Origin of the sequence: uncultured Lawsonella sp. (assembly GCF_947252745.1) — a bacterium.
In the GTDB taxonomy this organism is placed as follows: Bacteria; Actinomycetota; Actinomycetes; order Mycobacteriales; family Mycobacteriaceae; genus Lawsonella.
This window is the reverse complement of the sequence record NZ_CAMXWW010000003.1, coordinates 110,624-131,473: the sequence shown is the minus strand read 5'-3', so window position 1 is coordinate 131,473 and position 20,850 is coordinate 110,624. Positions and strand designations below refer to the sequence as shown.

Below are 20,850 nucleotides of genomic sequence, written 5' to 3'. Positions count from 1 at the left end.
AACGAATAAATCGAGTGAGTGGTCTCACGCTCGGATTCCTTCTCGACCGCCTATTTGCTGACCCTAGCCAGTATCACCCGGTGGCGTTCTTCGGACGCAGAGCAGAACGGTTGGAGTCTTGTATCTACGCCTCATCTCGGCCACGAGGCGTGCTCTACTATCTCATCTCGAGTGGGGTACCCACCGCTGCCGCTGTCATGATCCAGCGAGCCGGCCGTTCACGCCCGCTTCTCCACATAGGTCTACTCGCTGCTGGGACCTGGGCAGTATTGGGTGGAACCACTCTTCAACGAGTTGGGCGTGAGATGGAACAACGACTGCGCGACGGCGATCTGGTGAGAGCTCGGGAGCTCGTTCCATCTCTGTGCTCGCGGGACCCCCAGTATCTCGACACGGAAGGTATTGTCCGCGCAACCGTCGAGTCCCTGGCAGAAAACACATCCGACGCGACCATTGGGGCACTCTTCTGGGGAGGACTAGCAGGGCTTCCAGGGCTTCTCTGGTACCGCGCCACCAACACTCTTGATGCCATGGTCGGCTATCGCTCTGCGCAGTACCACAATTTTGGGTGGGCAAGTGCACGAATGGACGATGTGGCGAATTTTGTGCCTGCGCGTCTCACAGCTCTTCTTACTGCAGCTATTGTTCCTCATCGAGCACAAGAGATTCTGCATCTGTGTCGTCGTGATGCTCGCGCGCATCCCAGCCCTAATGCGGGAGTAGTAGAGGCGGCCTATGCGGGTGCCTTAGGAATAACATTAGGTGGGGAGACGATATATGATTATGGTGTAGAGAACCGACCGCGTTTAGGGAATGGCCCAGCACCGACCTGTGAGGATCTTGCTGCGGCAGTGCGGCTCTCCGGTAACCTCCAGTGGGCGGGACTGTGTGTAGCACTTATTCTCGCGGCAGTAACTCCTGGACTGCTTGGGGAAGCTCCGCGACGCTGTCGATAGTATGAGTGGCATGCCCCCACTCTGCAGCAGAACCAGTACCCCACGTGCAGAGAATAGTGTCGATACCGAAGACAGCGGCCCCTTCCACGTCGTGAATACGATCACCCACCATCACATAACGTCGGCGGGGACGTAGCGGGTCATCTCCGGCCTGACGGATTGCCTCTGCAATGACGTCAGCCTTCGCTTGGCGTGTGGTGCCGTCATTGTTCGCACCTACCATGCCGCTAAAGAGCTTTTCAATGCCAACGTGGGCGACAGTCTTAAATGCGACAACCTCCCGCTTAGAGGTCGCCAGGTAGAGCTCATAACCCAGTGCACGCAGTTCAGCCAGCGCATCAGCTATGCCGGGAAAAAGCTCCGACTTGTCCCACATATGAGTGTCGTAGTGGTCGAAGTAGAAACGCTTTCCGGCGTCAACCTCGGCAGGTGACCATCCGAGTCGAGCCATCGTCACTTGCATGGGAGGGCCAGCCACCGATCTCAGAAATTCCGCAGAGGGACGCTCTTTCCCTAGCGCATCGGCAGCCAAACAGAGCGTTTGCTGCACAGTTGCTAAAGAATCAATGAGGGTACCGTCCAAGTCCAAGAGAACTATGGGGGCACATTGGGAGCCTGACGGGCGAGGAGATGTCACCTCTGTAGTGTCGCACACCGTTGAGACCGCTGGCACCCCACCCCGCTGAAATCAGTGAACACTGTCTTCTCACAGCGTTGTTACACCTCGATGGCGGTACTGCTATCTGTGGCGTCCAGTAGGCTCAAAGTTATGACTGGTGTCCCAGACGCTCCGTGGAACATTCACGGGGACCAACAGGTTCGGCCCGGCATGCTCAATTTCGCTGTGAACGTCTGCCAACCGGGCCCACCGCCCGTGGTGCTCAACGTATTAGAAGCTGCGCTACCACAGCTTGCGAGCTACCCACGACAGGCTGACTACGTACATGCCCAAGAAGCCCTCGCCGCTTTGCATGGCGTCTCTCCCTCATGGGTACTTCCTCTCGCGGGCGAAACAGAGGCATTCGACCTACTTAGCCGGCTTCCCTGGCAGCACGTCGCCATACTTCATCCCTCCTATGCAGGAGCCGAAGCTCCCTTCCACAATGCGGGACACGGGGATATCGTTCATTACTACCTGGCAGAGGACCATCTTCCCACCCTTCCTCACCAGTGCGACCTGGTCATCGTCGGTAATCCAGTGAACCCCACATCGTATCTACATACCCGCGGGGAGCTTGCACAGCTCCGTGCACCTGGTCGTATTGTCGTGGTCGATGAGGCTTTCATGGATGTCGTAGCGCCCGCTCATGCCGCTGCTGCAACTTTTCTCCCCACCTCACCTGTGTATAGTCACGGTGTCACGTCTGCCGCATCTGCACCCACTGCCTCCACCCAGAGCCTCCTCGGAGACGACCTCATCGTGTTGCGGTCCTGCACGAAAACGTGGGGTCTCGCAGGTCTCCGGGTGGGGTACGCGGTCGCACACCCCGCGCTAGTCAAACGTCTGACCCGTCGCCGCAGCCCCTGGACCGTTTCAACTCTGTCTCTAGCCGTGCTGAGTGCGCTTCCACAGCCGGCGCTACAAGAGGAACTCGCGGCTATCCGCACTCGCATTGCCACAGAGCGGGATGCGATGATCCGTTCCTTAACTAAGGCCGGCTGGCGGGTACGGCTCCCCGCCAGTGGTCCCTTTCTGTTGGCACAACCGCCGCAGTACTCGGGCACGGTGGAAGCGCTCCGGCTAGGCTTGCAGGAAAGAGGTATTGCCGTCCGCCGCACCGATACGTTTCCCCTGCTCGATGCTGGGTGGTGGCGGCTAGCGGTCAGAGATGCCACGAGTGTGCAGCAGCTCATCGAAGCTATCTGCGTACTCATGACGGAAGAGGCAGGAGAGGAAACGTTGGTATGAACGAGCACTCCGAGACGGTAGCGGCGACCCCCAGTGTGGAATCTGAACGTGCACCGCGCACGGTGGGAGACATTATTGCCGTCATGGACCGGGCGTACCCGCCGCACTACGCCGAAAAATGGGACCATCCGGGCCTCGTCTGCGGCGACCCTGACGCGGTCGTCAACAAGGTGTGCTGCGCAGTTGACCTCACACCTGAGACTCTCAATGAGTCGTTAGCACAGGGGGCGCAGATGGTGATCACACACCATCCAGTTCTCTTTCAGGCAGTGCACTCCGTCGCCGTCTCAACTCCCAAAGGCAAGATGATCCACAATGCTATTTCCGCAGGGTGTGCACTTTTCTGCGCACACACTAATGCAGATAGTGCCAATCCCGGAGTCAATGATGCGTTAGCGGAAGCGCTTGGGCTCACCGTGCAGCGGCCGCTTATTCCTTACCACCCCGAGGCACTCGACCGCTGGGTGGTGCATGTGCCTGCCAGTCAGGTAGCCGTCCTCCAAGACGCCGTTTTTTCTGCTGGGGGAGGTGCCCTTGGGGATTACACCCAGTGTTCTTTCCGCGTCGATGGGACTGGACAGTTCCTTCCTATGAGAGGGGCTGACCCCTATCTGGGAACGCCAGGCAAGCTGGCAACAGTCTCCGAGTCCCGTATCGAGTTCGTAGCAGAGCGTCGCCTGCGGGCCGAGATTCAGGAGGCAGTGACGACAGCCCATCCCTACGAGGAACCTTCGTACGACATCCTGGAAAGCTACGCTCCGGCACCTGGCAGTAATCTGGCAGACGCTCCTGGCCTCGGGCGAATCGGAACTTTAGCCCAGCCTCTACCACTACGTGATTTTGTTGAGATCGTGTTAGAAGCTCTTCCCCCCACCGTGTGGGGAGTTCGGGCGGCGGGGGACCCCACCGCAACAATTGAAACCGTTGCCGTATGTGGAGGTGCTGGAGGAAGTTTTCTCGATGACGTACGCGCAGCGGGAGTGGACTGCTACGTGACCTCAGATCTCCGTCATCACCCTGTTGACGACTTCCTGCAAGCTGGGGGATCAGCAGTAATAGATACCGCACACGCGGCAAGCGAGTATCCCTGGCTATCACAAGTTGCGGACTTACTGGAGAGAGAGCTCGACCTTGATGTCACGGTTCTCCCTCTCATCACCGACCCCTGGACCCTTCATTCAAAGTAAACTTTAAGGAAAAGCGGTTAACACCATAGAGATTCCGGGTCAGTAGACACCATGAGCTTCCGCATGTGAGCGGCTCTGCGCCAGTGAGGAGAAGTCCGCTATGAAGTGTTCCCCCGTCCTGCAGAGGCTGCTGCTCGACCTTGCCGACGTTGATGCCGCCATCGTTGCGGCAGAGCATCGCAACAGCGAGCCCAGCACAGATCGTCATGTAAAGATCCAACAACGCCACTACTTTGAGGCGCGCTCTACCGCTGCCCGAGCTCGATTAGCGCTGGAAGACTTCGAACGCGAACTACAACGAGCGCGGGGAGAACTAGCCTTTCTCGAGAGGCGTCAAGCCCATGACGAAGAAGCGGTCCACGTTGCGCATGAGACGGAAGTATTGCGCGATCTTCACCACGATCTCCACTCTGTAGAAAGGCTACTTAACAACTCTCGCAGGCGAATTCGCCATCTGGAGGAACAAGTATCTGCTTACCAAGCACAGGTCGCAAATTGTGATGCTGCTGTGAAGCGCACCCAACGAGAACTGGATAGTGCGGTGGCGGCGCTTGACAAATACACCGCGGATATAGCGAGCGCACTTCCCAAGATGCGTGCTGAACGGGAAGCGTTAGTAGAGTCTCTTCCCAGTTACGTTGTTGATGTCTACGAAGAAATTCGGGAAGAACGAGGAGTGGGGGCGGGACGTTTAATCGGCCCCAATTGTGGGGTATGCCGCATGGATCTTTCTACTGGTCAACTGCATGCTATTCATAGCGCCCCGCCGGACGAATTAGTGCGTTGCCCAGAGTGCGGTGGCTTGTTGGCGCGGAGTGACCTCATGCGCTAGCTTCTAGAACGGTGTTCTCCGTGCGGACGGTACCATGGAAACAACCTCCGTCTGACAGAGTAGCGAAGGAGAATTCCGGTGGCAGAAGGATTACGCGGCTGGACTCGCCCCGATATGGGCCGGCCAACGCGGTTTGTGATGGTGCGTCATGGGCAGACTGCAGACTCCGTCCGCCATCTTTTCTCCGGATCGGGAGGAACCGACCCAGAATTGACGGAGTTAGGCCATCGACAAGCACAACAGGCAGCGCAACGTGTACAGGAGAGCGTTGCACCGGGAGATTTCTCGGTGCTTTTCGCTTCGCCTTTGCGCCGGACCCAGCAGACAGCACAGTATCTTGCCGAGTCACTGGATCTCCCTGTCGTCACAGACGATCGTTTGCGAGAATGCGATTTTGGAGAGTGGGAAGGGTACACGATGGGGGAAGTGCTGGAACGCTACCCAACTGACGCTGCAGCGTGGATGCAGGATCCCGAATGTGTACCCCCAGGAGGTGAGAGTCTCGCCGCGGTGCGACGTCGACTGCAGTCCTTTCGGGAAGATGTCACGGCACAGTTCAGTGGAACTAATGTGCTGATGGTGAGCCATGTGACACCAATCAAGTCGTTGCTGTGGGAGGGACTTGGGAAAGTTGACACGGTGTTTTATCGGCTCTTTCTAGATCTTGCGTCAATTTCGGTAGCGGAGTTTTATCGCGATGACGGGTCGACAGTCCGGTTAGTTAATTACGGCGGGGGAGTGGTGTCCTAGTTCGCTGCCGGAATTCGTGGGATAACTAGTACACTTAACACCGGTAAATGAGTCAGCTTGGCTGTCGCGGTTGGGGAAACCTTATGATCTAAGAAGTCCCCGTCGAGGAAAGTCCGGACTCCATAGAGCAGGGTGGTTGCTAACGGCAACCCGGGGTGACCCGCGGGATAGTGCCACAGAAAACAAACCGCCACCTTAGTGGTAAGGGTGAAAAGGTGCGGTAAGAGCGCACCAGTATTGTCGGTGACGGCAGTAGCTTGGTAAACCCCACTCGGAGCAAGATCGAAGGCTTCACGCCTGGTGGAGCTGCGCACATGTTTGACGGCTGCTCGCTGAAGTGTGCGGGTGGATCGCTTGAGGTACTCGGCAACGATGTACCCAGATGGATGGCGGCCGCCTACGGGCAATGCTTGTGGGAACAGAATCCGGCTTACGGTTGGCTCATTTACCGTTTTTGTTGTTGTGCGAAAGAACTTGATGGGGCCAGGAATGGAAAGTTTCCATAATGGTGACGAGATCTTTTGCTGAATGGCAACTTTTTGAGAGCTAGATCACTTTCGTGGGCAATTTTCAGAAAACACAGGTTTCTTAAGAAGCGGACCGGTGATGCTCGAAAATCAGCATAGTCTGGGTGCTCGCTACAACCGGATTATTGTTCAGCTGATGCGCGACGAAATCAGACAATTCATTGGTATCGCGCATACATACATAGATCAGATAATCGTCAATACCGCTCACAAAATAAACATCCTGAACACCCCGTAAACTTGCCATCGTTTTCCCAAAAGTGTCCATTCCCATGCGAGAACCTGCGTGAAGCCGGACAGCAATCATCGCCTGGAGGCCGCGGCCGATAAGTTGTGGGTCAATGTCAGCGTGCACACCGCGGATTACTCCATTATCAGTGAGCGCCTTCACCCGGGCAGAAGCTGTGGAGGGAGCAATCCCTACTTGGGCAGCCAAATCCTTGTTGGCAATGTCTCCGTCTTTCTTAAGAATCTGAAGAATTTTCTGGTCAACCTCATCAAGTTGCGGAGGTTCAATCAGCGAAGAATCCATAGTTTTCACCCTGAGTTAAAAAAGTTTTTTCGGAATAGGCGCGAGCTTACCGAATTTTCTTCAGAATAAGCGTGACCCAGAAATTTTATTGGGGTTCGCGAGAGAACAAAAACAATGAACCCCACAACACGTTTCAGGAGTAGCAATGCGCATTGGCATTCCCAAGGAAGTTAAGAACAACGAATTCCGCGTATCCGTCACCCCCTCCGGCGTCGCCGAGCTCGTGAACCGCGGCCACGAAGTTTTCGTGGAAGAGTCCGCCGGTGTCGGATCCAACTTCCCCGATGAAGAGTACATCGAGGCTGGCGCCACCATGCTCGAGACCGCCGACGAAGTATGGGAGAAGGGCGATCTCATTATCAAGGTAAAGGAGCCCATCGCCGAGGAATTCCACCGCATGCGCGATGACCAGGTGCTGTTCACCTACCTGCACCTCGCCGCCTGCACCGATTGCTGCGATGCCCTGCTCAAGGCAGGCACCACCTCCATCGCTTACGAAGTTGTCCAGACTCCGGATCGCAAGCTCCCGCTGCTTGCCCCGATGTCCGAAGTTGCTGGCCGCCTCTCTGTCCAGGTGGGCGCCCAGCATTTGATGAAGCAGTACGGCGGCGGCGGCAAGCTGCTCGGCGGCGTGAGCGGTGTCCGTCCCGCCAACGTGGTCGTACTCGGTGCCGGTACCGCTGGCTCCAATGCCGTCGCTATGGCCGTTGGTATGCGTGCTGACGTCACCGTCTTCGACATCAACATTGCTGCTCTGAAGGCTCTCGACGACATTTACCAGGGCCGTGTCCACACCGTCGTGTCCAACAAGGCTGAGATCACCAAGGCTCTCAAGACTGCCGACCTGGTTGTTGGCTCCGTCCTCATCCCGGGTGCTTCCGCTCCGAAGCTGGTGACCAACGACATGGTGGCACAGATGAAGAAGGGCGCCGTGCTCGTTGACATTGCCATCGACCAGGGTGGCTGCTTTGAGGACTCCCACGCCACTACCCACGAGGATCCCACCTTCACTGTTCACGACACCACCTTCTACTGCGTCGCGAATATGCCTGGTGCTGTCCCCAATACCTCTACTTGGGCACTTTCCAATGCCACTCTGCCCTACGTCCTGCAGATTGCTGAGCAGGGCTGGGAGATGGCAGTACAGAAGAATTCTGCCCTGAAGGCTGGCCTCTCCACCCACCAGGGCAAGATGTACTCTGCCCCGGTGGCTGAGGCACTTGGACTCCCGCTGGCCACTCTGGACTAAGTATCTAGCCCAAAGGGCGGCCTCCGACGGGAGGCGTGTTGTGTGATAGAGACGACGCCCGCACCCATGGGTGCGGGCGTCGCCGTATTTATGGGCCGATATCGCGACCAAATAGTGGAAAATTCGGAACAATAGAGCTATGACAACTTCTGACAACGGCAACTGGTACGTCAACACCTCGACCGGAGAAGTCTCCCAAGGAAAGCATCGTGAATGGGGCGACCGGTTGGGTCCCTACCCAACCGCAGAAGCTGCCGCAGAATGGCGCGGCCAAGCTGCTGCCCGTAATGCGGAAGCCGATGCCGCAGATCTCGATTGGGAAAACTCTATCGGAGCCAACGAAGAGGAGAAACCCTCGTCCTAGCTGCAGGGAACTCTCCCGGATATCCACCCACAGAGTACTTCCCCAGCGTTACACCTCACTGCACACAAAGGAAGGCGAGCACCCAACATTGGGTGCTCGCCTTCCTTCTCTCTCGCTAATAAGTGGGGAGGGTTACCAGCGTTTCAGCAAGAGTACGAGTAGCTAATGCCAACTTCGTCTCTTTCCAAATATCGGGACACGATTTCGCTAGTGCAATATCGATATCGTGGGGATTCTTCATGATTGAACGCACAGTAATGTCATTGTGGAGTGACCACTCGAGGACCGCAGCGTTGAAAGATCCGCGGGCTGCCCGCACGCTATTGGTTCGCCAGGGGGAGAGGGATGGTTCAATGGCCTGACAGAGCAAGGGGGCGTTTGCCTCGACTCCGGGAGTCACCGCCTTTTCCCGCTGCTCTGGAATAGCGCTAGTGGTGGTGGTCTCACTCACTTCCGGTGCAGGCAGTGAGGACGATTCACAGCCTGACAACATAAGTGTCACAGAAATGCCGGCAATACCTGCGACAATTCCGGAGGACAAACAGTTAACGCTCTTCATACTTTTTAGCTTAGCGATGAGTCTGAAAAGTTCCTGGAGGTAGACAGAAAGAATGCTCCTTTTTCCGAACCGAGCTCTCCCCAACGCGGCATCTCCTGTGAAACGATAGACAGCATGGACGCGTTGCGTCCCTATGCCCGCAAATGACAGGAGAGTAAATGCGACGGGACACAGTTAGCATGCCGCGCAAACTCGGTGCCTTGGTGATGGCGATGGGGTTAGCCGCCTCATTGGGAGTAACCACCACTGCCACCGCGGCAGCCCAAGACCCTTACACGATGGCAACTCCCGCAGCTGGAGAAAACCATCCTGCTCTGCAGAAGTTCTACGCACAGCGCGTACAGTGGGGTCCTTGTCTAGACGCAGCGATGCGTTCATCGACACTCGATCGTTACCAGGCGTTTCTCAATATGGGTGAGATGGAGTGCGGAACAGTTGAGGTTCCGGTGGTCTACCCAGATGTCATCGCACAGGATAAAGCCCTGGGTAACCCCTGGAAGGTTGAACCGGGCAAGACGGCTGTCGCCAAGATTGCTGTCTCCCGTGTGAAGGCCACTGGAAAACGCTGGGGCGGCATGCTCATTAATCCGGGTGGACCGGGTGGATCTGGACTCAATATGTCCGCGAGCTTGGCCTCGCCGGCAGCTGCAGCGAAGATTCTCGAGCATTTTGACCTCGTCGGTTTCGACCCGCGTGGTGTGGGAGCTTCAGAACCTAATCTCAAGTGCATCTCTGACAAAGCCTTCGACAACAAGCGGACTTTTGGCGATGCCGCCTATACCCGTAAAGCCGTGGTGTACCAGAACCAGCAGAACCGCCATTACATGAACGGTTGTATTAAGGACGTGGGAGCGACCTTCCTTGCCCATATTGGTACCCGTGATGTCGTGCGCGATATGGATGTTATCCGCGCTGCCATCGGAGACAAGAAGCTCACCTATATTGGCTACTCCTACGGCACCTTCCTCGGCTCGCAGTACGCAGAGGCATTTCCCACGAAGCTGCGTGCGCTGGTATTGGACGGTGTCGTCGACCCCACTGAGGATAGTGTTGAATCTGTCGTCAACCAGGGTGCTGGATTCCAGAAGTCTTTTGAAGCATGGGCGAAATGGTGTGCAAAAGAACGGGATTGCCCGCTAGGTAATGATCCGTCCAAGGCCACAAGCGAGTTCCACAAGCTCGTCTGGCCATTGCAAAAGAAGCCTGCTCCGACCATCGTCATGAGCCGTTCGCTCAGCTGGTCTGACTCTGTACAAGCTGTTATTGCTTCCCTCTACACGCAAGCAACGTGGCCCCTGTTGAAGCTCGGTCTGCAGCAGCTGAAGACAGGTGCCGGTGGTGACGTATTGCTGGCGTTAGCAGATGGCTACTACGGACGCTGGATCGACGGTACCTATGCCAATACGCAGGACGTGTTCCAGGCTGTGCTCTGCATGGACAATGAGTCCAACTCCGACCATGCCAAGCAGCTCAACATGATGCGGCGCTACATGAAAGCGATGAAGTTTGCTGATCCGGGTGGCGCAATTGAAAACGTTCCAGCGGATCTCTGCTCAATCTGGCCGGCACGGCATACCATTCGGCCGCATAAGCCGTCTGTGCATAGCAACGGCAATATCCTTGTGGTCTCTACCACTGGAGATCCAGCTACCCCCTATGAAGCCGGTGTGCAGCTGGCACGGGATATGAAAGCCCCGCTGGTGACTTACGTGGGCGAAGGCCATTGTGCAGCCCTGCGTGGTCAGGCGTGTGTGGACCGGTATGTGGGAGACTTCATCGTCAACAAGAGGATCCATAAGAGCCATGTGACGTGCCGTTCTCAGCCGTAGGCTGACGGACGCATCCGCACTGGCAACGAGGCACCGCCTCTCCGATCTTGGAGAGGCGGTGCTGTGTTATTTGGAATAGGCAGAGGGGAGTGGAAAGTGGGTTGCCGCGTTCTGGGAGAGTGTCTGGTACCGATGGGAAACGTTAGGAAACAGTGACCAGAGTTAACATGCCGGTAATGCTGATCTAATACCCTCGGAAGTATGAATCGACAGCAGGAATTTGTCCTTCGCGCCCTTGATGAACGCGATATTCACTTCGTCCGACTCTGGTTCACTGATCTTTTGGGGTACCTCAAGTCAGTCGCTATTTCGCCAGCTGAACTAGAGGGGGCGTTCGAAGAAGGTATTGGTTTCGATGGATCGTCGATCGAAGGCTTTTCCCGCATTACCGAAGCGGACACCATCCTCATGCCGGATCCTTCCAGCTTCCAGATGATGCCGTGGCTGCATGAGGATAAGCGGCAGCACTCTGCACGTATTTTCTGTGATATCCTCATGCCGGATCTCGCCCCCTCGTGGGCTGACCCTCGCCACGTCCTGCGCCAGGTGATGAATCGGGCGTCGGGAATGGGTTTCTCCTGCTATGTCCACCCGGAGATTGAATTCTTCGTCCTGAAATCACTTGACACAGAAGGTCAGCGCCCCGAACCGATCGACGCTGGCGGTTACTTCGACCAAGCCTTCCACGACATCGCCCCGCACTACCGGCGGCATGCAATCGAAGCTCTCGAATCGATGGGTATCTCGGTCGAGTTCAGCCATCACGAAACTGCTCCTGGCCAGCAGGAAATTGACCTGCGGTTTGCCGATGCACTGGGAATGGCGGACAATGTCATGACCTTCCGCTATCTGGTGAAGGAAGTCGCTATTAATGATGGAGTTCGGGCCACCTTTATGCCCAAACCTTTCACCGATTTTGCTGGCTCCGGTATGCACACACACGTCAGCCTTTTCGAAGGTGACACTAACGCTTTTGATGATCCCAATGACCCCATGGGTCTCTCCACGGTTGCACGGTCCTTTATGGCTGGTGTCCTGGAGCACGCCAACGAGATCTCCCTCGTCACCAACCAATGGGTGAACTCTTACAAGCGGTTGGGTGGGGGATTCGAAGCTCCCATCGCAGCCACCTGGTCTTCCGGTAATCGCTGCACGATGCTGCGAGTACCTCGCTATATGCCAAATAAGTCCAGTTCACGACGGGTTGAGGTACGTACCCCTGACCCCGGATGCAACCCCTACTTGGCGTTTGCAGCTATTTTTGCCGCCGGTTTGAAGGGAGTCGAAGAAGGCTACGAGCTTCCTCCGGAAGCAGAGGAAGACGTCAATCTCATGCGTCCTAAAGAGCGCAAAGCGATGGGCTACCGCGACCTTCCAGAAAGTTTGGAGGACGCCATCGCGTGCTTTGAGAGTTCCGAGCTTATGGCAGATGCGCTGGGCGAACATGTTTTTGAGTTCCTTATTCGGAGCAAGCGGGAAGAGTGGGCGCGGTACTCCAACCACGTCACCCCCTACGAACTGCGTCACTACCTTTCCCTGTGACCACCCCACGTAATACCGGGCGCCGTGTGATCCCCAGCCCCGCCAGGTTGGGGCTATCGCGGTCTACCGCGGAACAAGAACTTACGGAGCTGGGATGGATGCGGGAAGAATGTGTAGACCTTCTGCGTGCGCTCTCCCGCAGTCCAGAGCCCAACCTCTGTCTCGCCACCTTGGTTCGGTTACGGGATGCATTGTACGACACTGAAGGTGAGCAGAGCTGGACAAGCTTTACGCAGGATCTCCTCGCAAATACCGTGCTACGGAGCAGGCTTCTTGCGCTTCTGGGAGCGTCTACAGCTCTGGGGGACCACCTTGTGACGCACCCTACAGTAGCCCGCCATCTAGATGCTGCTGTTCCCACATTTTCGGCTAGCGTACAACACCTGTTACAGAGCATTCAGGCCACCCCGGTGGATGCTACTGCGTCAGCTGATCTCACCACCACAGGCACGTACCGCGCCGGAATCACTGGCCCGGATGCCTTGCGCGCCATGAGAAGTGCATACCGCGACATGATGTGTTTGGTGGCCGCCGCCGATGTCGCTCATACAGTCGACAGCGCTGAGCGTCAAGCACCTCGTCGAGACACTTCAGAGCGCCTCACGGAGTTAGCAGAAGCAGCATTAACCGCTGCCTTGGCAGTTGCTGTAGCGACAGTTTATCCTAATGCTGGCGAGGCACCAGGGCGCCTCGCCATTATTGCAATGGGCAAATGTGGTGCCCGCGAACTCAATTACATATCAGACGTCGACGTCGTTTTTGCGGCTGAACCTGCTGATGCGAAAACTGCCCGACTGGCTGCGGAATTCATGAGCATCGGTACCCATTGCTTCTTTGAAGTGGACGCGGCACTCCGCCCTGAAGGTAAAAAAGGTGACTTGGTCCGCTCTGTAGGTTCGCACCTTGCATACTACAAACGTTGGGCAAAGACATGGGAGTTTCAAGCCCTGCTCAAAGCGCGGCCGATGACCGGGGATATGGAATTGGGGCAGGAGTACTTCGACGCCATCTATCCACTGGTCTGGACAGCATGTGAACGGGACCAGTTTGTTGCCGATGTGCAGGAGATGCGGCAACGCGTGGAGAACAATCTTCCTGCCGCTCAAGTTACCCGTGAGCTCAAATTAGGCCGAGGTGGCTTGCGGGACGTGGAATTTGCAGTACAGCTGCTACAGATGGTGCATGGGCGCACTGATACAACTTTGCGGGTACGAGCCACCGGGGAAGCCCTGGATGCACTTGCGGAAGGCGGCTATATCTCCCGGCACAATGGGGGAGAATTGAACTCCGCATACGACTTTCTTCGCCTCCTCGAACATTGCCTGCAGTTGCAGCATCTTCGACGCACACACTTCCTGCCAGCTGAGGACGACGAAATAGCGCTTCGCTGGCTCGCACGGGCAGCGGGATGCCGTCCGACCGGAACAATGGATACAGAAGAAGTGCTGGTCAATCGTCTCCGGCGAACGAGAGCACGCATCCGAACTCTGCACGAGAGCCTCTTCTACCGTCCACTGCTTCTCAGTATTGCCGCCGCAGATGCCTCCACCGTTTCCCTGGACGATGAGGCAATGGAGCGGCAGCTGGCGGCGCTGGGATATCAGAACCCGCGCCACGCGCTCACCCATCTACGTGCACTGACCGGGAATAGTAGCCGACGTGCCCGCATCCAAGAGTTGCTTCTCCCCATGGTTTTGGAGAGGCTCAGCCGCACTGCTAACCCTGATGCAGGTTTGCTGGACTATCGGCGTTTGTCTGAAAAGCTGGTTGACAAGTCGTGGTACCTCCGGCTTCTTCGGGATGATGAAGTGGTGCTGGAACGTCTGGCCACCATCTGTGGTACTAGCCGTTATATTCCCGACCTGTTGATGAATGCTCCCGAGGTCATTCAAATGTTGTCCGGCAGTCGGCTGGTGGAGGCAAGCTCAGCCGACATTGCCTCGGCCCTCGAAGCGAGTGCTCGCCGCCACCACAACCCGGCGGATGCAATCGATGCGGCACGTTCATTACGACGGGCAGAGTTAGCGCGTATAGCCTGTGCGGATGTTCTCGGAATGCTGGATGTGGAGGAAGTGTGCGCTGCGCTCTCCACTATCTGGGTGGCTGTCCTCAACGCGGGATTGTCCGTCACGACTCGTGAGCATTTGGAGAGCGCCGGGCTGGCGGAACAAGATGCCCCGGCACGCATAGCGGTGATCGGTATGGGGCGTCTAGGCAGCAGAGAGATCGGCTATTCTTCCGACGCCGATGTGATGTTTGTGTGCCAACCCACCGAAGCGGCCGAATCTAACCAGGAGGCGCTGCAGTGGTCGACCGAGGTTATTGACAAGCTTCAACAGCTGCTCAAGAAACCGTCTACTGATCCGCCCTTGGAAATTGATGCAGATTTGCGGCCCGAGGGGAAGAAGGGTGCGCTGGTACGCACCCTGGAGAGTTACCGGACCTACTACGAGGAGTGGGCGGAGCCATGGGAACTACAGGCATTACTGCGGGCGGAGCCACTTGCCGGAGACATGGAGCTAGGGCAGAAGTTTATCGAAGCGGTGAACCCTCTCCGTTATCCAAAAAAGCTCCCCGTACAGGTAACCCAACAGATTCGTCGTATGAAGGTTCGGGTGGAGACGGAACGCATGCCGCGGGGCGTAGATCCGAGCCTCCACACCAAGCTAGGGCGAGGGAGCCTCTCCGATATTGAGTGGACTGTCCAGCTGCTGCAGCTACAGCATGCCTATGCCTATCCAGAGTTGCAGGTGACTTCTACGCGAGCGGCGCTGGAGGCAGCCACACAAGCAGGACTATTGAGTTTGGATGACGAAGACACACTGTGGATTGCCTGGTCCCGCGCAACGTCTACGCGGAACGCGCTCGCGTTGGCTAAAGGCCGTCCACTTGATGTGCTACCTATTCAGGGTGACATCCTGTCCAGTGTGGCGGCAATTTGTGGGTGGCCGGTGAATTCGGGTGCGGACTATGTGGAGAATTATCTGAAGTCCACGCGACGGGCCAGAAAAGTTGTGGAGCGCGTCTTCTGGGGAGAATGACGCGCTCCACAAGAGCTCGTGCTGTGCGTCCTGTCACCGTAGTTCCAGTGTGCACAGAGCTATATGAGGTTTCCCTAGTAGCGGATACTCACCGGGACTCGAGCAATGATGTCCAGACCATTGACGTGGTCGTGGAACATGGTGATCGAGCAGCCCTTGCGGCAATCGACCTTTTTGCCGGGAACAGTTGAGCCGGTGAGGGTTACCGTAATTTTGGCATCGACCGCACCATTCCGGGGAATGGGGTTGGTGCCGCCGGGGGAGTTGGTCACCCACAGCTGATTCCCGACCTGACGGCGCTCACCGGTGCAGAGAGGGATGGGGCCTTTGTAGTTTGTTTGGCAGAGTCCAACGTTGTAGCCGGAGAGGGGATCAAGCCCACGCAAGGAGGTCTTCACGACACTGCCGGCGTGAAGACCTTTGGTGGGGGTGGCGCTGAGCGTAGGTGCAGCCTGCGCAGCACCAGTGCCGAGGGGGAACAAACCAGCGACAGCAAGGGCTACCAGAGCAGAACCTCGCCGCGCTTTACGCATCGCGATGCGGCTGGAAAAGATCGTCACTTTCTTTCCCTTTCACCTAAAAATTGCCGTTTTTCCGCGATTAGTATCCCACAGATGGGTAAAGTCCCGGTCTCTCCGGCCGGGACTTTAGTCTCATATACACATAGTCGCATTCATGCGCACATGTAATGAATTTGTAATGTTTAGCGCTTAGTACTTCACCGAGACGGGCACACGGGAGAGGATATCCAGGCCATTCACATGATCGTGGAAGAGGGTTACGGAGCATCCCTTACGGCAGTCCACCTTCTTGCCCGGAACCGTAGAACCAGTCAGAGTGATGGTGATCTTGCCTTTAACAACACCGTTGCTAGGGATGGTATTCGTACCGCCGGGAGAGTTGGTGACCCACAGTTGGTTGCCAATGGACTTACGCTCGCCCGTGCACAGCGGCACTGGGCCAGAGAACTTATTCTGGCATAGCCCCACGTAATAGCCGGACAACGGGTCAAGACCGCGGAGGGTGACATTGACAACGGAACCTGCATGGAGCCCCTTGGTAGGGGAAGCGGAAAGGGTGGGGGAGGCATGGGCAACGCCAGCGCCAGCAAGAGGCATGAGAACCGCAGCGGTCAGACCAGCGATAGCAGAGGCGCGACGGGACGTACGAGAGGTAAAGATCGACACGATGGTGCCCTTTCTACAATGTCCTCAAAAGGTATTCTTGAAGGTCTCCTCGAGGCCCTCAAGTGGCGTCGAGCTCTTTATAACAAAAAGATAACTCAGGCGACCCTAGTCAGGTTACCCTAAAACTTTGCAATGGACTATTCTAGAAAAAGAATTTGTGGTGCTAACGCTACTCACCGGGGTGGCATAATCCCGCGGATAAGCAGCTGATAAAGCTCTCGAAAAAATAAATGACTTCTGGAGGACTGAAGTGGCCGGCTTTACTGACCCCATGATGGACGCATCATCCACCCACGCGCGCGCCCCCCGCTCTCACCGCCGCGTCCTGATCGCTCTCATTACTAGTGCCGCCCTTGTCTTTACCGGCTGTGCCGGCCCTAATGGAGCCAACGGTGGGAAAGACGAATTCCCCAACGCCAAGGGCTCGCGCCACGCCGTGCTAAAGAATAACAACCCCGAAGTGGTCGTCAATACCCCCACACAGCATCTTCCTGCCAAGGTGAAGTCCTGGGACGGTGAAGAGATCACTGTCACTGACACATCTCGCATCATTGGCATAGACCGCCCCGGCACCATCACTCGCACCATCTATGCATTGGGTCTTGGGAAGAACATCATTGGACGTGACAAGACGGCAGACTTCCCCATGGCGAAGGATATCCCGCTCGTCACCACCAAAGCCCACGTCCTCAATGCCGAAAAGATTATTGCTGCACGCCCCACTGTCGTCATTGTTGACGTGACAGTAGGCCCGTCTGCCGTCCTCCGACAGCTTCGTGCCCTCGGTATCCCAGTGGTCTACATTTCCCCGGAACGCTCACTCAAAGGCGTGGGAACCACCATTGTCGAAATTGGTGAAGCCCTCGGCGTAGACCGAAAGGATATCGATAAGGTCATCGACCACACTAAGAAAGAAATCGATGACGCAACCAAACGCGCCCACGCGATGGCTGACGGCCGCCGCATCGCAGTACTCGTCATCCGCGGCACCAACGTCGCCTTCATCGGTGGCCCTGGCTCGGGAGCCCCTGGACTCGTGGAAGCCCTGGGCGGTGTGGATGTCAGCAAAGAAATTGGTCTGACTGCCACATTTACCCCAATGACCCCAGAAGCTATGGTGAAGGCTGCCCCGGACACCGTCATCGTTATGTCTGACGGCATGAAGTCCGCCGGTGGCGTGGATGGTGTGGTTTCTGCCCCCGGTATGGCCCAAACACCGGCCGGCAAGAACCGTTCCGTCGTCGATATTCTCGACTCCGCCCTCTTTTCTTTCGGTCCGGGAGTCGGCCTGGTTATCGATGCGCTCGCTGACGCCCTATACGGAAAGCCTGCCGCCCAGTGACGCCTACTAGAACACGCCGCTCCGTCATCGTTCTGGTCATCCTCATTCTGCTGTTGATCGCAGCGGCCCTTGTCTCCTGTCTCGTGGGCCAGGTTCATACCACCCCACAAGACGTCATCAACACCATCCTCATGTCATGGGGTGTGGAAGGTGATGGCAGCACCTCCCGTATCGTCTCTAGCACGCTCTGGGAAGTGCGTTTCCCGCGGCTCGTTCTGGCACTCGTCGTGGGTGCCGGCTTGGGCTGTGCGGGTGCGCTCCTGCAAGGAATCTTCGCCAACCCACTGGCGGAACCGGGCATTATCGGTGTGTCATCGGGAGGTGCAGTCTTCGCCTCGGGGCTCCTCGCGATCACTTCTCTGGTTGGTACAGACCAAAGCTACGTACTCCTCAAGTGGGGGACCGCCGTAGCAGCCTTTATCGGTGCCCTTCTGACAACCCTGCTGGTCTATTCGCTGTCCCGTGTGCAAGGGAAGACGATAGTCGTTAACCTCATCCTCGTCGGTGTTGCTGTCAACGCTATCGCAGGCGGTTTCATTACCCTCTTTAGCTTCATCGGTGGCACTGCTGCACAATCACAGGTTGTTTTCTGGCAGTTTGGGTCGCTGGCAGGAGCCGGGTGGAGTTCCGCAGTGATAACACTTATTGTCACGCTCATGGGGATTGTTATTGCCTGTCTCTTCTCCCGCAAGATGGACCTGCTGGCGCTAGGAGAAAACCAGGCGCAGCATCTTGGCGTTAACGTAGAACGCTTCCGCTTCTACATCATCATCGTGGTGGCCGCACTGGTGGGCGTTGGGGTGGCGTTTGCCGGCGCAATCGCGTTCGTTGGCCTCGTTGTCCCACACGCTATCCGTCTTCTCATCGGCCCGCAGCATAAATGGCTGCTCCCTACCTCTGCCGTGGGCGGCGCGTTTGTCCTACTGATCGCCGATACCTGTGCGCGCACTATCATTAGCACGGCGGAACTACCTATTGGCATGCTGACATCTTTGGTCGGCGGCCCGGTCTTCCTGCTCCTGCTCCGTCGCTATAAGTCTGTGGGAACGGGGTGGCAGTAATGAGCACTACGCCTAGCGTCAATGGTTCTACCGTCATAGAAGCCAACCATGTTGGCTGTGTCCGTTCCAAGCGCAGCATTCTCAACGATGTCTCCGTAATAGTGCATGCCGGTGAGGTTATCGCCCTTGTCGGCCCTAACGGTGCCGGTAAGTCCACGCTTCTTAGTGTCCTTGCCGGGGATCTCCCTATTTCTGCAGGAAGCGTCTCTGTGTGTGGTGACGACCTTACCTCTCTTTCCGTCCGCGAATTGTCCCACCGCCGAGCGGTGCTTACCCAGAGTAACCATGTCGGTTTCGAATTCTTGGTGAGCGAAGTTATCGAGATGGGTCGAGCCCCCTGGACGCGCACTCCGCAGGCAGCAGAGGACGCAGAGGCAATCGCAGGGGCAATCGCCGCCATGGATGTGGAACCGTTCCTCCCCAAGCTCTTCAATGAACTGTCTGGTGGCGAACGCGCACGTGTCTCGATGGCCCGTGTGTTAGCACAACGAACCCCCATCCTCATGTTGGATGAGCCCACCGCAGCACTTGATATTCAGCACCAAGAGCGGCTCATGCAGGTAGTCCGTGAGCGGGCTGCACATGGTGTCGGTGCCGTGGTTGTTCTCCATGACCTCGGCCTGGCTGCTGCCTATGCAGATACCATTGTTGTACTGGCAGACGGCGCTGTGGTGGCGCAAGGCGAACCTCGTGAGGTACTTACGGTGGATCTTCTCAGCCGGGTATACAACACCCCCGTGCGCATTGTGGAAGACGGCGTGGGCTCCTTCCACGTCGTGCCCGATCGTTCCGACTACCAACGGGCATAGTCCGTTTCCGGTGCACTACCACCGCGGAGCACACACTGTGGTAGGACACCGGTTCTGAAGGAGACTTATGTTTGCTGACGACGCCACCTCGGCCCCCGCTGAGTTTCTCTCCTTCCGCACTGTGTCCACCCCGATCGGAGACATTCTCTTGGCAGCTACTGCCGTCGGCATTGTACGGGTCGGGCTACCAACCGAAAACCCTCACCTAGTGGCCACTGAGGTGGCCTCCCGGCTGGGAGTGCCCGTTAGGGAAACAAGTTCGCTACTGGATACGGCACAGACTCAGCTCGTGGAGTATTTCGCTGGGGAGCGGCTGCGCTTCGACGTTCCCCTCGACTGGCGCTTTTCCGACGGCTTCGACCTGCAGGTGCAGCGGCAGCTTCGGCATATTCCGTATGGCTCAACATGCTCTTACAAAGAGGTTGCGAAGGCCATCGGAAACCCTCACGCTATGCGCGCGGTGGGGGCTTCCTGTGGGGCGAACCCGCTGCCGATTCTTGTACCGTGCCACCGGGTTATCCGCGCAAACGGCGACCTTGGCGGCTACCGCGGAGGACTGCCTACCAAGGTCGCCTTACTGACACTGGAGAAGCAGATGTTAGCGCAGGAAGATCAAGCGTTCTAGTCCATGATCCACAAGCTCAGACGGAGTGCGCCAACGGCTTCATCCATCGCCCGCTGAGCATCCTTCCACACCCAGAAACTATTGACGGTGGAGTGACATGAATCTGCTATTACGATGCAGGGTAGTGGATACACCAACTGCAGCCAGATACTTGGCGTAGGCTTCATCTTCATAGCGGAGTGGAACGTGTCCCGCTACCGCAACGTTTGCGGGGGCTACTTTTGTGAGAAGAGCATATGTTCCCAGATGTCTGAAAAGAAGCAGTGGAGGCTTTCTCGTTGTTTCAGATTAACAGTCATTTCCTGCGGAAATATTGTAACTGGACAGATGAATAACGTTGTCGCGCTAGAGAAAAATCTAGCGGTGACAACGCCAAACTAGTATTTATTTACTTCTGGGTGGGTGGTGTGGAGTCGTTTTCTCCACCAACACATAGCGCCGGGACATTTGCGAAACTCCCTGACCACTGCGGACCATCTAGCCTGATGTCTCCGTTTCCACAACACTACCTTTCGTTTTCCCTTCAGATTCCCCCTTAGTAGGTCAGAG

General features: G+C 56.7%; 20 protein-coding genes and 1 other RNA gene. 15 read left to right on the top strand and 6 right to left on the bottom strand.

Annotated elements, in window-relative coordinates:
• The first annotated feature begins 14 nt into the window (after positions 1 to 14).
• The gene (locus Q0X28_RS04440) at positions 15 to 956 is read left to right on the top strand and encodes a cobalamin biosynthesis protein (protein WP_296239138.1); all 942 of its coding nucleotides are present in this window, start codon (positions 15 to 17) and stop codon (positions 954 to 956) included.
• On the opposite strand, the gene Q0X28_RS04435 is transcribed toward Q0X28_RS04440, so the two are convergent.
• Complete coding sequence (locus Q0X28_RS04435) at positions 898 to 1,593, bottom strand: HAD hydrolase-like protein (RefSeq protein ID WP_296239140.1); 696 nt, start codon at positions 1,591 to 1,593, stop codon at positions 898 to 900. The two genes, Q0X28_RS04440 and Q0X28_RS04435, sit on opposite strands and share 59 nt — an antisense overlap.
• A gap of 132 nt (positions 1,594 to 1,725) precedes the next feature.
• Here Q0X28_RS04435 and Q0X28_RS04430 point away from each other — a divergent pair, with 132 nt between their 5' ends.
• The 5 genes from Q0X28_RS04430 (at position 1,726) to rnpB (ending at position 6,082) form a co-directional block, all read left to right on the top strand.
• Entirely contained in the window at positions 1,726 to 2,865 is a 1,140-nt protein-coding gene (locus Q0X28_RS04430) for an aminotransferase class I/II-fold pyridoxal phosphate-dependent enzyme (protein ID WP_296239142.1), read from the top strand.
• The gene (locus tag Q0X28_RS04425) at positions 2,862 to 4,052 is read left to right on the top strand and encodes a Nif3-like dinuclear metal center hexameric protein (protein ID WP_296239144.1); all 1,191 of its coding nucleotides are present in this window, start codon (positions 2,862 to 2,864) and stop codon (positions 4,050 to 4,052) included. The genes Q0X28_RS04430 and Q0X28_RS04425 overlap by 4 nt, the downstream gene beginning before the upstream one ends.
• 100 nt (positions 4,053 to 4,152) lie before the next feature.
• Entirely contained in the window at positions 4,153 to 4,884 is a 732-nt protein-coding gene (locus Q0X28_RS04420; protein WP_296239147.1) for a zinc ribbon domain-containing protein, read from the top strand.
• Between the two features lie 78 nt (positions 4,885 to 4,962).
• On the top strand, positions 4,963 to 5,634 hold the full coding sequence (locus tag Q0X28_RS04415; protein WP_296239149.1) for a histidine phosphatase family protein: 672 nt from the start codon (positions 4,963 to 4,965) through the stop codon (positions 5,632 to 5,634).
• A gap of 48 nt (positions 5,635 to 5,682) precedes the next feature.
• Positions 5,683 to 6,082: RNase P RNA component class A (rnpB, locus tag Q0X28_RS04410), an RNA gene on the top strand.
• A 140-nt stretch (positions 6,083 to 6,222) separates the two neighbouring features.
• Here the strand turns inward: rnpB and Q0X28_RS04405 are convergent.
• Positions 6,223 to 6,693 carry an Lrp/AsnC family transcriptional regulator gene (locus Q0X28_RS04405; RefSeq protein WP_296238848.1) on the bottom strand — a complete coding sequence of 157 codons (471 nt, stop codon included), beginning with the start codon at positions 6,691 to 6,693 and terminating at the stop codon, positions 6,223 to 6,225.
• 145 nt (positions 6,694 to 6,838) lie between these two features.
• On the opposite strand from Q0X28_RS04405, the gene ald reads away from it, so the two are divergent.
• Together ald and Q0X28_RS04395 are read left to right on the top strand one after the other, a co-directional pair.
• A complete protein-coding gene (gene ald, locus Q0X28_RS04400; protein ID WP_296238845.1) occupies positions 6,839 to 7,942 on the top strand; it encodes an alanine dehydrogenase in 1,104 nt (367 codons plus the stop codon).
• Between the two features lie 139 nt (positions 7,943 to 8,081).
• Positions 8,082 to 8,306, top strand: a complete 225-nt coding sequence (locus Q0X28_RS04395; RefSeq protein ID WP_296238843.1) for a hypothetical protein — start codon at positions 8,082 to 8,084, stop codon at positions 8,304 to 8,306.
• A 115-nt stretch (positions 8,307 to 8,421) separates the two neighbouring features.
• On the opposite strand, the gene Q0X28_RS04390 is transcribed toward Q0X28_RS04395, so the two are convergent.
• A complete protein-coding gene (locus tag Q0X28_RS04390) occupies positions 8,422 to 8,865 on the bottom strand; it encodes a hypothetical protein (protein WP_296238841.1) in 444 nt (147 codons plus the stop codon).
• A gap of 158 nt (positions 8,866 to 9,023) precedes the next feature.
• Here Q0X28_RS04390 and Q0X28_RS04385 point away from each other — a divergent pair, with 158 nt between their 5' ends.
• The 3 genes from Q0X28_RS04385 (at position 9,024) to Q0X28_RS04375 (ending at position 15,277) form a co-directional block, all read left to right on the top strand.
• Positions 9,024 to 10,694 carry an alpha/beta hydrolase gene (locus Q0X28_RS04385; RefSeq protein ID WP_296238839.1) on the top strand — a complete coding sequence of 557 codons (1,671 nt, stop codon included), beginning with the start codon at positions 9,024 to 9,026 and terminating at the stop codon, positions 10,692 to 10,694.
• A gap of 201 nt (positions 10,695 to 10,895) precedes the next feature.
• Entirely contained in the window at positions 10,896 to 12,236 is a 1,341-nt protein-coding gene (glnA, locus tag Q0X28_RS04380; RefSeq protein WP_296238836.1) for a type I glutamate--ammonia ligase, read from the top strand.
• Entirely contained in the window at positions 12,233 to 15,277 is a 3,045-nt protein-coding gene (locus Q0X28_RS04375; protein WP_296238834.1) for a bifunctional [glutamine synthetase] adenylyltransferase/[glutamine synthetase]-adenylyl-L-tyrosine phosphorylase, read from the top strand. Before glnA ends, Q0X28_RS04375 begins: the two co-directional genes overlap by 4 nt.
• 74 nt (positions 15,278 to 15,351) lie before the next feature.
• Here the strand turns inward: Q0X28_RS04375 and Q0X28_RS04370 are convergent, their stop codons facing one another.
• Both Q0X28_RS04370 and Q0X28_RS04365 read right to left on the bottom strand, forming a co-directional pair.
• A complete protein-coding gene (locus Q0X28_RS04370) occupies positions 15,352 to 15,837 on the bottom strand; it encodes a hypothetical protein (protein WP_296238833.1) in 486 nt (161 codons plus the stop codon).
• Between the two features lie 150 nt (positions 15,838 to 15,987).
• A complete protein-coding gene (locus tag Q0X28_RS04365; protein ID WP_298576799.1) occupies positions 15,988 to 16,464 on the bottom strand; it encodes a hypothetical protein in 477 nt (158 codons plus the stop codon).
• Positions 16,465 to 16,735: 271 nt separating this feature from the next.
• Between Q0X28_RS04365 and Q0X28_RS04360 the strand changes: the two genes are divergently transcribed.
• The 4 genes from Q0X28_RS04360 (at position 16,736) to Q0X28_RS04345 (ending at position 20,301) form a co-directional block, all read left to right on the top strand.
• Entirely contained in the window at positions 16,736 to 17,806 is a 1,071-nt protein-coding gene (locus Q0X28_RS04360; protein WP_298576797.1) for a hemin ABC transporter substrate-binding protein, read from the top strand.
• Positions 17,803 to 18,867: an iron ABC transporter permease gene (locus Q0X28_RS04355; protein ID WP_298576795.1), complete on the top strand. Its 1,065-nt coding sequence runs from the start codon at positions 17,803 to 17,805 to the stop codon at positions 18,865 to 18,867. The genes Q0X28_RS04360 and Q0X28_RS04355 overlap by 4 nt, the downstream gene beginning before the upstream one ends.
• The gene (locus tag Q0X28_RS04350) at positions 18,867 to 19,676 is read left to right on the top strand and encodes a heme ABC transporter ATP-binding protein (protein ID WP_298576793.1); all 810 of its coding nucleotides are present in this window, start codon (positions 18,867 to 18,869) and stop codon (positions 19,674 to 19,676) included. The genes Q0X28_RS04355 and Q0X28_RS04350 overlap by 1 nt, the downstream gene beginning before the upstream one ends.
• Positions 19,677 to 19,743: 67 nt before the next feature.
• Positions 19,744 to 20,301 (top strand): methylated-DNA--[protein]-cysteine S-methyltransferase, encoded by a 558-nt coding sequence (locus Q0X28_RS04345; protein WP_053962480.1) that lies wholly within the window; start codon positions 19,744 to 19,746, stop codon positions 20,299 to 20,301.
• On the opposite strand, the gene Q0X28_RS04340 is transcribed toward Q0X28_RS04345, so the two are convergent.
• Positions 20,298 to 20,468, bottom strand: coding sequence for a hypothetical protein (locus Q0X28_RS04340; RefSeq protein ID WP_237023731.1), 171 nt, complete (start codon positions 20,466 to 20,468; stop codon positions 20,298 to 20,300). The two genes, Q0X28_RS04345 and Q0X28_RS04340, sit on opposite strands and share 4 nt — an antisense overlap.
• Positions 20,469 to 20,850 lie beyond the last annotated feature (382 nt).